Source organism: Exiguobacterium sp. KKBO11, assembly GCF_001644945.1.
GTDB classification, from domain to species: Bacteria; Bacillota; Bacilli; order Exiguobacteriales; family Exiguobacteriaceae; genus Exiguobacterium_A; species Exiguobacterium_A abrahamii.
The window spans coordinates 518156-533345 of record NZ_LUCU01000011.1 but is presented as its reverse complement, the minus strand read 5'-3'; the positions used below and the strand labels follow the sequence as shown (position 1 = coordinate 533345).

The 15190-nt window shown below is 47.9% G+C and carries 12 protein-coding genes and 1 other annotated feature (1 of these 13 only partly in view); of the genes, 3 read left to right on the top strand and 9 right to left on the bottom strand.

All coding sequences use genetic code 11. The annotated features are described in order from the left end of the window. Window positions 1-5: 5 nt before the first annotated feature. From pulA to pepV, 5 genes are read right to left on the bottom strand one after another with little or no spacing between them, the layout of a single operon-like run. Window positions 6-2210 carry a type I pullulanase gene (gene pulA, locus AYO36_RS02885; protein WP_231884640.1) on the bottom strand — a complete coding sequence of 735 codons (2205 nt, stop codon included), beginning with the start codon at window positions 2208-2210 and terminating at the stop codon, window positions 6-8. Further along, complete coding sequence (locus AYO36_RS02880) at window positions 2182-3057, bottom strand: hypothetical protein (RefSeq protein ID WP_231884639.1); 876 nt, start codon at window positions 3055-3057, stop codon at window positions 2182-2184. The genes pulA and AYO36_RS02880 overlap by 29 nt, the downstream gene beginning before the upstream one ends. Before the next feature lies 1 nt (window position 3058). Next, window positions 3059-3577, bottom strand: coding sequence for an RNA 2',3'-cyclic phosphodiesterase (gene thpR / locus AYO36_RS02875; protein ID WP_064299486.1), 519 nt, complete (start codon window positions 3575-3577; stop codon window positions 3059-3061). 8 nt (window positions 3578-3585) lie between these two features. After that, on the bottom strand, window positions 3586-4734 hold the full coding sequence (locus AYO36_RS02870) for an MFS transporter (protein ID WP_064299485.1): 1149 nt from the start codon (window positions 4732-4734) through the stop codon (window positions 3586-3588). A 59-nt stretch (window positions 4735-4793) separates the two neighbouring features. Further along, on the bottom strand, window positions 4794-6191 hold the full coding sequence (pepV, locus tag AYO36_RS02865; protein WP_064299484.1) for a dipeptidase PepV: 1398 nt from the start codon (window positions 6189-6191) through the stop codon (window positions 4794-4796). A 321-nt stretch (window positions 6192-6512) separates the two neighbouring features. Here pepV and AYO36_RS02860 point away from each other — a divergent pair, with 321 nt between their 5' ends. Then, a complete protein-coding gene (locus AYO36_RS02860; RefSeq protein ID WP_023469095.1) occupies window positions 6513-6731 on the top strand; it encodes a DeoR family transcriptional regulator in 219 nt (72 codons plus the stop codon). Window positions 6732-6839: 108 nt separating this feature from the next. Further along, window positions 6840-7472, top strand: coding sequence for an SDR family oxidoreductase (locus AYO36_RS02855; protein WP_064299483.1), 633 nt, complete (start codon window positions 6840-6842; stop codon window positions 7470-7472). A gap of 58 nt (window positions 7473-7530) precedes the next feature. On the opposite strand, the gene AYO36_RS02850 is transcribed toward AYO36_RS02855, so the two are convergent. Together AYO36_RS02850 and AYO36_RS02845 are read right to left on the bottom strand one after the other, a co-directional pair. After that, the gene (locus tag AYO36_RS02850; protein WP_064299482.1) at window positions 7531-8250 is read right to left on the bottom strand and encodes a pseudouridine synthase; all 720 of its coding nucleotides are present in this window, start codon (window positions 8248-8250) and stop codon (window positions 7531-7533) included. After that, complete coding sequence (locus AYO36_RS02845) at window positions 8237-9901, bottom strand: putative polysaccharide biosynthesis protein (protein WP_064299481.1); 1665 nt, start codon at window positions 9899-9901, stop codon at window positions 8237-8239. Before AYO36_RS02845 ends, AYO36_RS02850 begins: the two co-directional genes overlap by 14 nt. 192 nt (window positions 9902-10093) lie before the next feature. Here AYO36_RS02845 and AYO36_RS02840 point away from each other — a divergent pair, with 192 nt between their 5' ends. Then, entirely contained in the window at window positions 10094-11365 is a 1272-nt protein-coding gene (locus AYO36_RS02840) for a BaiN/RdsA family NAD(P)/FAD-dependent oxidoreductase (RefSeq protein ID WP_050678607.1), read from the top strand. Between the two features lie 59 nt (window positions 11366-11424). Here the strand turns inward: AYO36_RS02840 and AYO36_RS02835 are convergent, their stop codons facing one another. Further along, complete coding sequence (locus tag AYO36_RS02835; RefSeq protein ID WP_064299480.1) at window positions 11425-12402, bottom strand: hypothetical protein; 978 nt, start codon at window positions 12400-12402, stop codon at window positions 11425-11427. Window positions 12403-12533: 131 nt separating this feature from the next. Beyond that, window positions 12534-14939 (bottom strand): leucine--tRNA ligase, encoded by a 2406-nt coding sequence (gene leuS / locus AYO36_RS02830; RefSeq protein ID WP_064299479.1) that lies wholly within the window; start codon window positions 14937-14939, stop codon window positions 12534-12536. Between the two features lie 46 nt (window positions 14940-14985). Continuing rightward, window positions 14986-15190: a binding site (T-box leader), on the bottom strand; it runs 18 nt beyond the window's last position.

The following is a 15190-nucleotide window of genomic DNA, read 5'->3' as shown; positions in this document are numbered from 1 at the left end:
TTATCTTAACACGTTGCGATCGTCGTTGACAACGGAAGGACCTGAATCCTGTCGACACCTTTCAGAAGCGGGTCGACCGAGGCCTCATCCCCTTGTACATGCACATTCCAGCGCGAATGATCAAGTGAGACTTCAACGATTTCGCGCGTCGTATTGTAAACGATGAGCGTGCGTTGCCATGCATCATACGAGTGGACCGCTCCAAGTTCATAAGCAATGACACCCGGACGTAAGTCGATGAAATGAAGCAACTCGCGAATCTGATTCGCTCGGTGCAACCGGAATCCGCCATGCATTCTGCGAATCTGCAAAATCGTCTTGATGTATGTGACAAGGGACAGATGATCATCCCGCCGTTCCCAGTCCATTCGATTGATCTCGTCTGATGCGTTATAGCTGTTTTCAACACCTTGTTTCGTGCGCAAGAACTCTTGACCTGCGTGAAGAAACGGAATCCCTTGCGCAAACAAGGCAATCGTCTGAGCTAAGCGACTCATCCGCAATAATTGCTGTTCATCTGCCTCTGGACAAGATAACTTTAATTTATCGTATAACGTATGATTGTCATGCGCCTCGACGTAATTGATGGAATAGGTAGGTTCCGGAAAACGTCCGTACGTTTGATTGTCGATATGGACACTTCCGGCAATCCCGTTTCGGACCTCCCCTTCCTTCCAGCCATCTCCCGCAACGAATCCTCGGTCGAATTCACTGAACGTCGATCCTTTTAACGCGTCACGGAACACATCATTAAAATGGGCGATCCGCGGCATTTGCGCAGCGGAGGCACTCATCGCCTTTAATCGTTCCGGTAACGCTGTCGCAAGATCCCATCCTTCTCCATACACCAGAATCGTTGGATCAATCGCATCGAGCGCCGCACGAACATCATTCATCGTCTCAATGTCATGGATCCCCATCAAATCAAATCGAAAGGCATCAATCCGGTAGACTCGAGCAAAGTACGTCAAACAGTCAACGATCAGGCGGCGCATCATGAATCGCTCAGATGCGGTATCATTTCCGACACCTGTTCCGTTCGATAGTGTTCCGTCTACTTCGTAGCGGAAATAATAACCAGGGACAAGCTGTTCGAGAGAGGAGCGTTCTCGAATGAAGACGTGATTCATGACGACATCGAATGTGACACGAATGCCTGCTTCATGGAGTCGCTCTACCATTTCCGCGTATTCTCTGACGCGAACGAGTGGTTCAACCGAACTCGCATAACTCCCAGCTAGCCCGAACCAAAGCATTGGGTCGTATCCCCAGTTATATGGAGACCGTGTCCGTTCATCGGTCGTCTCAAAAAAGTGAACTGGTAGCAATTGCAGATGGGTGATCCCGAGATCCAGGAGATAATCAAGTCCCGTCGCATGACCTCGAGGAGAGCGCGTTCCTCGTTCCGTCATCCCTGCGTATTGACCCGGATGACTTGAACCAGCTGAGTGATCGATCGTGAAATCACGGATATTCGCTTCGTAGATGACAGCGTCTGACGGTTTGACGAACAGAGGACGCGCTACACGCTTCGGGAACCACTTGGTCATCGTCCGTTCGACGTCAACGATGACGCCGTATCGACCATTCTCCGATATCGCACTAGCGTACGGATCGACGACCTCTTGTGTGCCAAGGTATGTCGTCACTTCATACCGATACCAGTACTCTGCGATATCTTGTTCCAGTTGAAGATGATAGGCACCTTGCTCTTGTCGCTCCATTTCGTGCTTTTCGAGTAACCGTTCATCTTGATCGTACACGACACACATGATCCGTTCTGCGACCGGTGACCAAACAGCAAAGTGAAATGCACCCTCTTCTTCCCAGACACCGAGCTTCCCTTCGTAACGGTACTTGCGCTCGAATGCTTCCGTCCGGACTAACCGGTCGGGAACGACGCGGATTGACCGTCCTGCTCCAAATACCTCATATCGACATTCTAGCTCGACCGGTTCCAGAACCGTCAATTCATAAATTACCAGTTGCCCCTCACGGTGTGTCTCGACTTGCTGGATCGCAAGTGATTGTCCATCACATTCAAGCGACCAGTGGATTGACGGATTGCCTTCGACCTCGACCCGGATGCTTTGGAACGATAAGAACTCCGCCCGGATCACTGGTATCGCTACTTCTTGATTCGTCATCTCTTTCGCAACGACAATGCCGTCGCTCCCTCCCTTACTCTTGGATTCGAGACTGTTCCTCACTTTGAATCGCCATGTGAAACGGAATCGATACCGTCTCTTTTAGGATTTTTTCACACACCCGCATCTGAAATGCCTTTGTATGTGTCGCATTCGCATTCATCCGTTGTACCCAGTTCGGAAAATCGACTTTATTGACATACGTCGTCGTCGTTTCTTTTGGAATTTGATCAAAATAACCTGAAGGAGCGAGGATGACTCGTTCGATCGGCAAAACGTAATCTCGGCCGAGTACGACCCGTAAAATATCTTCTGTCCGCTTTAAACCGATGTTCGGATTCAAAATTTGTTTCGCAGAAGCCTTAAACGGCTGCTCCCGCCATAACTTATCTCGTCGGATATGATAGATACTTTCGTCGCCATCAAGCCATTCCATGATATAGATTGCGGACGGTCCGACGACGAACGGACTCAACTCGACTTCTCCGACTTGATATTGGATGACCGCTCGATAAAACATCGCATACTGTTCATTTAGTAGATGCAGCATCTGGTAGAAGTCTAAATGACGTTTCAATGGAATCCGCCAAATGTCCTCCTCTCCTGCTCCGCCAGTGACGTTCAAGAGTTTTTGTAACTCGAGACGTTTTTTGTACCATTTATCAAACGCTCTTCGAGATAATTGTTTACCCGGAAGTTGAATGACTTCACTTTTTTTCATCACTTGCCACCACTTCTTCGGACGGATGAGCGTCTCCCCTGGAAACAACTCTCCTGCCTCCCATCTGCGGTAGACATGGGCATAATCAAGTGCCTGGTGTTCACCGAATCGTTTCGTCATCTCTAGCGGATTTTTTTCAAATCGACTATCTAAATCATATAGTTTCATCAAAATTGCGATGGGGATCACCTCATTCCTCTTCACCTAGATGAATCCGGTAAACCGGCTCATACCGCGGTGAAACCTCTGGTCGTACTTCAAATATAACGAGCTCACGAACAGTCCACTCTACCAATTGCATCGGACTCGTCTCCCATTCAGCTGCCTCAGTACGCCATTTTTTCGCGATCGTGACATGCGGTACGAATGGTCTGGTCGAATTCGGATCAATCTGTTTCACTAATTGAAACAATTCCTCCGATTCCGTTCCGAACCCTAAGACGCGTGGTCGTTCATCCCGACCAAACGTGATCAAACGATCGAATCGTAGCACGAAGGGTTCCATCGTACGCGCGATCTGCTGTAACTGCTGTTTCCACGACTGCTGTTCTTTTTCCTCCAATGGACCGAAAAAACGAAGTGTTAGATGATACTCTTCTAACGTATAGACGTTACGAAAGTACTCAGGTAGCGATAACCGTTCAGCAAGATTCGCTAAATCTTTAGAAGGGATCGGCAAGGCAATGAAAAAGTGTCGTTCTTGTCTCATCGTCGCGTTCACTCCTTCATACGACCACTGATACCATACAGAATCGCGCCTAGGATACTACTACTTGTATATACCCAAAAGACGATATAGATTGTACTCTTCTCGAGTACAAAACCACTCATCAGATTAAACAACGCGGTCGCGAGTCCCGTCGTCGTTGCCATATATGTACTGACGGCTGTTGCGACCATCGTCTCTGGAACGAGCGATCGGACATAATCTAAGGCGACAGGGATCAATAGACCTACGATCATACCTTGCATCGCAGATAATACCCAAAGCATGACGATTGGAAGTTCTAAAGCAATCATCGCTGTCCGCGCAGCCGACAACAAGGAGACGAATACAAGAACCGGAATCGCTCCGAATCGTAATAACAGACGCGTGGCGATGCGCATGAACGGAATTTCGCACAGAACGGCGACAAAGAATAATGTTCCGACGAGTGCCGTCGTCTCGCCACGAATCGTGACGTAGCTGCCAAAGTAATAATTGTTGGCGAAGATGGGTCCGAAGATCAAACTCCCCCCTGCTAGGAACAACAGGAAGCGTCGATTCGAAAAGAGCTGTTTTAACGGTACGGGTTGCTGATGTGAAACATGGACGCTGCCCGTCTCTTCAATACCGATCAGCACAAGGAAACCGAGAACCCATGCTGCACCGGTTGCATAAAAAATCAGATTTAGTCCGCCACCCTCAGTGATTTGCCCAAGAATGAAAACAGCTAAAGCGAACCCTGCTGAGCCGAAAAGACGTAAAGCGCCGTAATCCACTTTACGCTTTCGCGTGTACTCAATCGCTAATGTATCCACGAGCGGAATATGCGCACACTGGAACAACGCCCAGACACAAGAAATCAACAATAAAAGCAGATAAGCAGACGTCAGTAAGTAACTGAGTGTAAAAATACCGGCAGCAAGCATCGCGACGAGTAAGAGTCGTTTCGGTTTCCCGAGTCGATCCGCCGCGATTCCCCAGACAGGTTGTAGGAAAATGGAGAGAATCGGTCCAATCGCAACGATTGTTCCAATCTCTGAAGCCGACAGTCCGAACGCGTCGTTTGAGAAATAAAGTGCGAGATACGGAATGAGTGCTCCTTGCCCAAAGAAAATAAAGAAATATAAGGCTTGGAAATGATAGGTTTGACGATTTTTCACACGGAACTTCCTTTCAAGAAGCAATCCCCCCATCTTTACGATGCGGGGATCATCAATCATTATTTTGCGAGCTCATAAATCGCTTCTGCATAGATCGCGACAGCAAGCAATAGTTCATCAAAATCAACATATTCATCGACTTGGTGGGCAACTTCAGGACCACCCGGGAAGACTGGACCAAAAGCAACTCCCGCCGTCAATGAACGCGCATATGTGCCGCCACCAATTGCTATCAGATCAGCTGATTGGTTCGTGTGGCGCTCATAAACGGCACTTAGCGTCTTGATCAATTCATGGTTTGGATCGACATGGTGCGGTGTCATATGCGTCCGCGTCTGCAATTCAAAACCATATCCTGCCGCGGCCTCCTTAATGATTTGCAGACGTTCCGTGAAGTCTGCTGTATACGGGTAACGGATATTGATCGATGCCGTTCCTTGCTCTTCAGCGTAACGGAATACACCGCCATTGATCGTTAAGTCACCTGTCTCGTCTGAAGCAGCGACACCGATCGCTACACCGCGAGAATCCCGGAACATATGCGTCACGAGTTGAATGTAACGACGACCGTTATAATCCAAATGAAGCGTATTGAGGAAACGCGCCAAATGTAAGGCCGCATTTTTACCATTGTCCGGCTCCATCGCATGGGCTGCGACACCATTGACATCAAGGACGAGACCTTCCGTTTCTTGCTTGACTGTTCCCGTCAAACCTTGTTCTTCAAGATAAGCATGGAAATCCGTCTCAAGCGTTCCTACTTCGACGACACGAAGAAGCGCTTGGGCATGACCTGGAACCATGTTCGGACGTTCGCCACCTTCAAAACGAACGAGATGGTAGCCTGTATCAGATGCTTGCGCTGGTTTACCTTGAATCAATAACCCATCATAGAGTCCTTTTTCCGCATTGATGATCGGGAAGTCGGCATCTGGTGCAAAACCGAGTGTTGGCATTTCTTCATGTTTGAAGTAATGATTGACACAACGCCATTCACTCTCCTCATCCCCTCCTGCAATCAGACGGATGCGCTTCGAGAGTGGTAAGCCAAGTTCTTTGACGATTTTCAAAGCGTAATAAGCTGCCATCGTCGGTCCTTTATCATCAATTGCTCCACGTGCATACAGTTTTCCATCTACAAGCGTCGGGTTGAATGGACCGTATGTCCAGTGATCGCCACCAGCTGGTACGACGTCTAAGTGACAAAGAATACCGAGTAACTCTTCCCCTTGACCATACTCCAAATGTCCTGCATACCCATCGACATTTTTTGACGTGAACCCATCGCGTTCCCCTGTCGCGAGCATCCAATCGAGGGCACGTTTGACTTCATGACCAAACGGCGCGCCCTCTTCGATCGTGGATTCGTCGAGTACACTCGGAATCCGTAATAATTCTTTTAAATCTTCTAATAAGTCCTCGCGACGTGCGAGTACTTCCTCTTTCCAATTCACCATCTGATTTCGCTCCTTCATTACGGGTTTTGGATTCGTTTCCTATACACCTTCCTAGTATAGCGAATATTCGTTCAGATACGAACATCCAAATTCTGTTTTCTTTTTTATTTGTCGAAATTACGAACGTTAACCCGAAATAAAACCCTAATCATCGACTTTACAAACCATTTGAATATGTTTTTCATGAAAACGTTCGGTTAAATTACTTGCATTTTAATATCAAAACGTTATACTAAAGGCGAAACAACTGGATATTGCATTGTCTTTTGTCACCCGAAGCTTTAGAACACTATTCTATCCATTGGGGGAGTGGTTATACCAATGAAAGATTCTACAGACCGTATGTTGACCCGGATTAAATCGATTTATCTCTACATCCAAGAGAACGGAGCTACTACGACAGCAGAGTTGGTTGAAGAGTTTGGCATCACTTCAAGAACCGTACAGCGGGATTTGAACGTGCTCGAATACAACAATCTCATTGTGAGCCCTCGACGCGGTACATGGACGTCGAGTAAGAAACAAAAGCAAGCGGGTTGATCCACTGTTTCACTATGTATATCTTTCGATGACGCGATCCTTCGCGTCTTTTTTTGTTATCTTTTTTAAAACGTGGGGTATAGCTATTGGGAGAAGGAGATGATAAGCATGAATATTTTAATCATTGGAGCAAACGGAACGACGGGACGCAAAATGGTCGAATTGATCGCTAAACAAGGAGATCACCAAGCCGTCGCTGTCGTACGGGAAGAAAATCAAATCAACGATTTGATCGCACTCGGTGCATCTGAAGTCAGACTTGGGGATTTGACGAAGGATGTCAGTGGCGTCGTCAGTAACGCGGACGTCGTCATCTTTGCAGCGGGTGCTGGTGGCGCATCGGACGAATTGACACGCGCCGTCGATCAGGAAGGTGCGATCAAAGTCATCGATGCAGCAAAAGCTAACGGAATCGATCGTTTCCTAATGCTCAGTTCAGTCGGTACGGAAGAACCGAAAGGCGAACTAAAAGTATATCTCGAATCGAAAGCAGCAGCAGACGCTCACCTAAAAGAAAGCGGACTCGACTATACGATCGTCCGTCCTGGTCCACTCAGCTACGATGACCCAGCAGGTACTGTTGAAACGAAAGAGCATTTCGATTCATACGAAGATCGTAAGGTGTCTCGTGACGATGTGGCAGCACTGTTCGTTCACTTGATTGATCATCCGACACAATCTCGTGTGTTCGAAGTACTCAGCGGTCCTTATCCGATCGCAGAAGCACTACGTAACCAATAATTGAATTCCACAATAAAAGGCGATGGAATGTACATTATTCCATCGCCTTTCGTTTTGCTTATTCAGGTTGCCAATCAAACAAGGATAATTCATCCGGTGTCAGTTCGCGGTAGTCCCCGAGTGCAAGTGCCGGATCAAGCTCCAAGCGACCAATCGAACGCCGTTTCAAGAATGTGACCTCTTTACCGAGGGCAAGCATCATCCGTTTGACTTGATGAAACTTCCCTTCCGTGATTGTCAATTCAAGCGTTGAGTCTGTTTCTGTCGTCGATAAGATAACGAGTTTTCCTGGCTTTGCCTGATAACCGTCTTCTAAGGTGACGCCTGCCGCAATTGCCTCGACGTCTTCTTGCGTCAACACACCTGTCACTTCCGCGTAATACGTTTTTTCGACGTGTTTCTTCGGAGACATCAAAGCATGATTGAACGCTCCATCGTTTGTCAGTAACAATAAGCCTTCAGTATCCTTATCAAGTCGTCCGACCGGAAACGGTTTGAAATACGTCACGTCTTCAAACAACAGATCAATGACGGTCTCATCTCGTTTATCCTCCGTCGCACTAATGACACCAGGTGGTTTATTCATCATTAAATAGATGTATTTTTGATACGTGACCGGTTCGCCGTACATGAGAACCTGTTGCGTCTCGACATCGACATGTTGTTTCGGATCACGAACGATCTCACCATCGACTTGAATTGCCCCTGCCTTGAGCAAAAGTTTTACTTCTTTTCGGGAGCCTGCCCCCATGTTGGATAATAGTTTATCTAGACGCATGACCTCGTCCTCGTTTCAATGAAATTTTACGTCCTAATACGACTTCTGCTAATCCACTCCAAATCGAGAGTCCAGCGAAAATCACGATTCCAACTGCCGCACCAATAATCAGGATCAACAGAGATGCCCATGTCGTCTCTGGTAAGAAGGACACCATTCCCCACTTCACGAGTGCAACACCTGCTCCCATCAATGCACTGATGATTAGAATCAAAGATGTCCGGCGCAAGACCGTACTGAATGGGAACTTCACCGTTTGTGTGATCCGGAAGAACATCAATCCCGTCGCAACGAGATAACCAATGATCGTCGCATAACCAGCACCCGTTCCATCACCCGTCAAATGAATCAACGGCGCATTCAAGAGATACTTCGCAAGTAACCCTGCGAGGGTTGCGATGATCGTGAAGTACTGACGGTTAATCCCTTGAAGGACTGCTGCCGTAACAGAATACAAGGCAAGGAACAACGCACTCGGCGCATAACTTAACAGATAGACCCAGGCCGCTTGATCTTTCGGGAAGAGCACATGGAACGTTTCTTCACTGAGGAGAATCATCCCGACGACTGCCGGAATCGTCACGAAGAAAACGAGTTGATAAATCTGTGAGATTTGAGCCCGTACTTTCCGCATATCTCCTTGCGTAAAGGAAGCCGTCAACAGTGGAGTTGCCGACAACGACAATCCTGTTGCGACCGACACCGGAATCAAGACGATCTTATGACTATCCGCAATCAGATAGGCAGTCGCGTTTCCGGCCGCTTCGAGCGTGTAACCGATACTTTGTAATGCGGCATTCATCGTATTTTGGTCGATGACTTGGTAAAGGGGTGTCGAAAGACCGACCATGACGATTGGAATCGCATACGTCAATAATTCCTTATACAAATCCGTTAACGGGCGATCCGGCGAACGGACGGTTTGAGTAGCACGTAGTTCCTGCAAGCCGCTGGCACGTTTGCGGAAATAATAGATCAGAACCGCAACACTACCGATTGCACCAATGAAAGCGCTGAACGTTGCAATCGTTGCGGCAAATGCTGCACCTGAATCAAATAAATAAATCGCGATGCTGACTCCTGCAAGCAAAAAGATGATCCGGACGATTTGTTCCAAGATTTGCGAAATCGCTGTTGGTCCCATCGATTGATACCCTTGGAAGTAACCTCGGGTCATACTCATCGATGGAATCAAGAGTAAAGCGAAACTCACGCCACGAATCGTCATCGTGACGGCATCAACGTATGCAGCTGAATCAACGTCACCACCTGGAATGGCACGGTGTGCTAAATACGGTGCGAGAAAGAATAAAGCGAGGAAGGAAACAATCCCGGTCAAGGACATGATTTTCAGACCAGACCGATATAATCGTTCACTCGTATCATACTCTCCTAATGCATTGTATTTGGCGACGAATTTCGAGACAGCGACAGGAATCCCCGCTGTCGCGAGTCCGATCATGATCGCATAATAGTTGTAGGCATAGGTATAGAACATGATGCCTGTCGCACCGACCATGAACTGAAATGGAAAGAGATAAATCAAACCCAGTGCGCGGGAAATCAGTGACGCACCGGACAGGAGCATCGTTCCACGAACGAATCCTGAATTGCCGGAAGAAGTAGACTGCTTATTACTGACTGTGGACATGGTAACATCCCTCACGCTTTCTAATTTTTAAACTCGACACTCTGATCGTGACTGTCTCATTATACAAGTTCTCTCGTACACAATTGCAAATCATTATACCGCTGTCTATCTTGAATTGAAAGAGACGGTTTGTTTACAGTCGCAACTTCTGCTAAAGTGAAACAAGCAGAATTCTATGAATGAGGTGACCTTATGTACGATGTAATCGTAATCGGAGGCGGACCGAGCGGCTTGATGGCAACGCTCGCCTCTTTACAGGCTGGAGCTCGAACGCTCCTGCTCGATAAAGGAAATAAATTAGGTCGGAAGCTTGCGATCTCTGGCGGCGGACGTTGTAACGTCACGAACCGAAAACCACTCGACGAACTCGTCCAGTCGATTCCAGGAAACGGACGTTTCCTTTATAGTGCCTTTTCTCAATTCAATAATGAATCGATCATCGAGCTCTTCGAAGGGTTTGGTGTCGCCCTCAAAGAAGAGGACAATGGACGGATGTTTCCTGTCTCAGATAAAGCAGCAGATGTCGTCCGTGTATTGATCGATCAAATCCGCGCGCATGGTGCCGAGATTCAAACAGACGCGCAGGTCGCTACGCTCGACTTCCATCCAGACGGTTCTTTTGCAGCTGTCATCTTAGAGAACGGCATGCGTCTTGAAGCAAAAAGTTGCATCGTTGCAGTCGGCGGACAATCCGTTCCACATACCGGTTCGACAGGTGACGGCTACCCGTGGGCTGAAAAAGCGGGTCATACGATCACGGAACTCTTCCCAACTGAAGTTCCAATTTTGTTAGGTGATACGTTCATTCATGAAAAAACATTACAAGGGCTGTCGCTACGTGACGTCGCCTTAACGGTCCACGGCAAAAAAGATAAAGCAATCAAAACACACACGGGGGACTTACTCTTTACCCACTTCGGTTTAAGCGGTCCGATTGCTTTACGCTGTAGCCAGTACACGATCAAGGAGCGCAAACGTTCGAAGGAGACGATCGTCCATTTATCGATCGATCTCTTCCCGGACGAATCACTCGGTGCGTTAACCGAACGCTTCCAAGCCGCGCTTGCAGCCAATCCCAAGAAAACGGTACGCAACGCCCTCCGCGGCTTCGTGCCGGAACGTCTGCTTGAACTTCTCTTTGCTCAAATCGGCTTTGGCGATGAAGTCTGCACACAAGTCAAGAAACAGGACTGGACGGACTTCTTGCAAAAATTAAAGCGATTCCCACTTAAAGCAACGGGAACGCTCGACTTTGATAAAGCTTTCGTCACGGGTGGTGGCGTCTCGATCAAAGAGATTGATCCAAAGACGATGATGTCGAAAAAAGCCGAGCGATTATTCTTTGCCGGGGAGATTCTTGATATCCATGGCTATACAGGTGGTTACAACATCACAGCTGCATTCGTGACGGGTCATTGCGCCGGTAGTCACGCCGCAGAGATGGCACGTGATACTGTCTTTTAATATGAACAAGACCCGATTCTTCTGCTTAACAGAGAAATCGGGTCTTATTGTGTCAGGATTTAATCAATCGGTGTAAACGATCGGCTTGAGAATTTATCCGTGACGACTAACGCGAACAACTCGTTATCCTGCACGAAAATCCCCTTCGAACCATATACTTTCGGACTGGCTGTCTCACCCGTGATCGTTTTGTCCTTTCGATCGATCGAATAGAGATAGAGCGCTTCTGAATCGAGTGTGTAGATCCGACCTTGCCGTTCAGCAAGACCAATCGGACGGAACTCGGACTCGAACGATTTCTTCGCATCACTTCGCATCCCACTCGCCGCTTCAATCTTCTCGCGTTTGATGACTGACAGATAAGGTGGTTTCTGTTTTTTCTTCAACGCACGTTTTTTCTTTTCCGAGGCGTCAGGATCAATCTTGATCTTATCCTCTTTCATCGCGAAATAGGTCACCTCGACTCGTCCCAGTGCTCGAATATGATTAATCGTATAGAATTCTTTTTTCTTCGTATCATATCCAAGACCGTGGAAACTATCCCGTATCGTCGTTCCTTGTACTTTTTCACGTTTTTCTTCGCTCCAGACACCGTCTTTTCGCGTAATCGTGACCAGAATCTGATTCGACGTCAGTAACGCGACGGTCTCCCCGTCAACGAGCGTCATACCGTCTAGACCAGCGAGCAACAACTTTCCTTCTTCTAACTGGAAAGATGCGTTGATGCGTTCCCCGGTTCCACTGATTTCAAAGAAACGATAATCGTCTGTGACGACGAGGTACGAACCAATGGAATCATCATATAACATGTGTTGGACATTTTTGATTAACGGCTCTTCCGGGTTCGGAATAGCTGAAGGCGTTTTCGGTGGCACCTGTTTAACGGCTGCCTGATGCTTCGATTGCGTCTCGATTTTCGCGAACGTTTCTTGAATACGTGACAACGTCTCCGGCTTCGAGAAGACGAGCAGTACGCAAAGGATCAACCCCGAAACGACAGCAAAAATCGTTGTATAGACTATATAAGATCGTTTCATTGATGGTACTCGCCTTTCTTTCTCGGTTTCTGATTCAGTGTAGCAGAAGGTCGTTGAAAAAAAAAGCGGACTTGCGATGGAAATGAAGAAACCCCCTCCATTCGCATCAAACGAATGAAAGGGGCTATGGCTTAGTTTGCCACGATATTGATTAATTTTTTCGGTACGACGATGACTTTACGAACCGTCTTGTCGCCGATCCATTCTTGTGTCTTTTCATCAGCAAAGGCAAGTGCTTCGATTTCTTCTTTTGTCGCATCGATGTTGATTTCGATTTTCGAGCGAACCTTTCCGTTCACTTGAATGACGAATTCCATCGTATCGCTGACGAGTTTCGATTCATCGAATGTTGGCCATGCTGCATACGTCAATGTCTCTTCAAATCCAAGTTGTTCCCAGAGTTCTTCACCAAGGTGTGGTGCGACTGGCGTTAACAATTGGATGAATCCACGAAGGAAGTGACGCGGAAGAACCGGCTGTTTGTTTGCTTCGTTGACGAAGACCATGAGTTGCGAAATTCCGGTGTTGAACTGGATGTTCGCGAAGTCTTCCGTGACCTTCTTGACCGTCTGGTGGTACGTTCGCTCGAAGTCAGCATCGACTTCCGTAACGTCTTGAATGTCTGCTGTCCGTTCGAACAAGCGCCAGACACGGTCGAGGAAACGACGCGCCCCGTCAAGACCGTTCTCCGACCAGGCAACTGATGCATCGAGTGGTCCCATGAACATTTCGTACAAGCGTAACGTATCCGCACCATGCGATTTGACGATTTCATCCGGATTAATGACGTTACCGCGTGATTTCGACATCTTCTCGTTGTTCTCTCCAAGAATCATCCCTTGGTTGTATAACTTCTGGAATGGTTCTTTTGTTGGTACGACACCTGCATCATATAAGACTTTATGCCAGAAGCGCGCATACAACAAGTGGAGAACGGCGTGTTCCGCACCACCAATATAAATATCGACTGGAAGCCAGTATTTTAATTTTTCTGGATCCGCGATCGCCTCTTCATTGTGCGGATCGATGAAACGAAGATAGTACCAGCAGCTTCCGCCCCATTGTGGCATCGTATTCGTCTCACGACGCCCTTTCATTCCTGTTTCAGGATCCGTGTAATCCAACCAGTCTTCCGCAAGCGCAAGTGGTGATTCGCCTGTACCAGACGGTTTGATTTCCGGAATGATTGGAAGTTCAAGCGGTAACTCCTCTTGACTGAGCGTCTTCATCGAACCATCTTCCATATGAACGACTGGAATCGGCTCGCCCCAATACCGTTGACGACTGAACAACCAGTCGCGGAGACGATACGTGATTTTCTTACGTCCGACTTGATTCGTTTCGAGTTCAGCAATCATCGTCTCGATTGCTTCTTGTTTTCCAAGACCATCAAGCATATGCGAGTTGACGTGTTCGCCCTCTCCTGTATAGGCTGCTTCATCAACGTTTCCACCCGCGACGACTTCAACGATTGGCAAGTCGAATTGTTTCGCGAATTCATGATCGCGCTCATCGTGTCCTGGGACCGCCATGATTGCACCCGTTCCGTACGAAGCAAGGACATAATCAGCGATCCAGATTGGAAGACGATCACCTGAGATTGGATTGACGGCGAAAGCACCCGTGAAGACGCCTGTTTTTTCCTTCGCTAAATCCGTCCGCTCGAGGTCCGACTTCGTTTGGACTTGCGAAATGTACGTATCGACGGCTTTCTTGTGATCCGCTGTCGTGATGTCAGCTACGAATGGATGCTCCGGCGCAAGCACGAGGTACGTCGCACCAAAAATTGTGTCCGGACGTGTCGTAAAGACCGTGACTTGTTTTTTGTGTCCATCAATCGTGAAGTCGATTTCAGCACCTTCTGATTTTCCGATCCAGTTCCGTTGCATCTCTTTGACAGAATCCGGCCAATCAAGGTCATCGAGATCTTCAAGAAGACGATCCGCATATTCCGTGATTTTCAAGACCCATTGACGCATCGGGACACGCACGACCGGATGATTTCCGCGTTCAGATAATCCGTCGATGACTTCTTCATTCGCAAGAACGGTTCCGAGTGCTGGGCACCAGTTGACCGCGACTTCGTCCACGAACGCAAGTCCTTTTTCATACAACTTCGTAAAGATCCACTGTGTCCATTTGTAGTACTTCGGATCTGTCGTGTTGATTTCACGATCCCAGTCATAGGAGAATCCAAGTTCTTTCAACTGACGCTTGAACGTCTCGATGTTTTTCGCTGTGAATTCACGTGGGTCATTCCCTGTATCGAGGGCGTATTGTTCTGCTGGTAATCCGAACGCATCCCATCCCATCGGGTGCAAGACGTTGTATCCTTGCATCCGTTTCATCCGTGCGAGGATGTCGGTTGCTGTGTAGCCTTCCGGGTGACCGACGTGGAGTCCGGCACCTGATGGATACGGGAACATATCAAGGGCATAAAACCCTTCTTTTTCTGGATCTTCTGTCGTGACGAAGGCGTTTTCTTGATCCCAACGCGCCTGCCATTTTGGTTCGATTTCGCGATGATTGTACGGCATGTCTTTTCCTCCTCTAATCTAAAAAAACCGGTCCTCCGTCCCTAGGAATAGGGACGAAAGACCGGTTTGGCTTCCGCGGTACCACCCACGTTGTCTGTCTATGACAGACCGCTTGATTCACGGATAACGGTGTGAAAGACCGGATTCGCTACTACGACTTCACGAATCGTGCTCCCTGACGAGTTCACGGTTGTTACCGACTGGTTCGCACCTTCCACCAGCTCTCTTGACGGCACCTTTCCCCTACTACT

Excerpts from the sequence above, each read along its gene's own strand:
- AYO36_RS02850 (WP_064299482.1), bottom strand. The coding sequence starts at position 8,250 with ATGCGTCTAGATAAACTATTATCCAACATGGGGGCAGGCTCCCGAAAA.
- AYO36_RS02845 (WP_064299481.1), bottom strand. The coding sequence starts at position 9,901 with ATGTCCACAGTCAGTAATAAGCAGTCTACTTCTTCCGGCAATTCAGGA.
- pepV (WP_064299484.1), bottom strand. The coding sequence starts at position 6,191 with ATGGTGAATTGGAAAGAGGAAGTACTCGCACGTCGCGAGGACTTATTA.
- AYO36_RS02855 (WP_064299483.1), top strand. The coding sequence starts at position 6,840 with ATGAATATTTTAATCATTGGAGCAAACGGAACGACGGGACGCAAAATG.
- AYO36_RS02860 (WP_023469095.1), top strand. The coding sequence starts at position 6,513 with ATGAAAGATTCTACAGACCGTATGTTGACCCGGATTAAATCGATTTAT.
- AYO36_RS02840 (WP_050678607.1), top strand. The coding sequence starts at position 10,094 with ATGTACGATGTAATCGTAATCGGAGGCGGACCGAGCGGCTTGATGGCA.
- AYO36_RS02835 (WP_064299480.1), bottom strand. The coding sequence starts at position 12,402 with ATGAAACGATCTTATATAGTCTATACAACGATTTTTGCTGTCGTTTCG.
- thpR (WP_064299486.1), bottom strand. The coding sequence starts at position 3,577 with ATGAGACAAGAACGACACTTTTTCATTGCCTTGCCGATCCCTTCTAAA.
- leuS (WP_064299479.1), bottom strand. The coding sequence starts at position 14,939 with ATGCCGTACAATCATCGCGAAATCGAACCAAAATGGCAGGCGCGTTGG.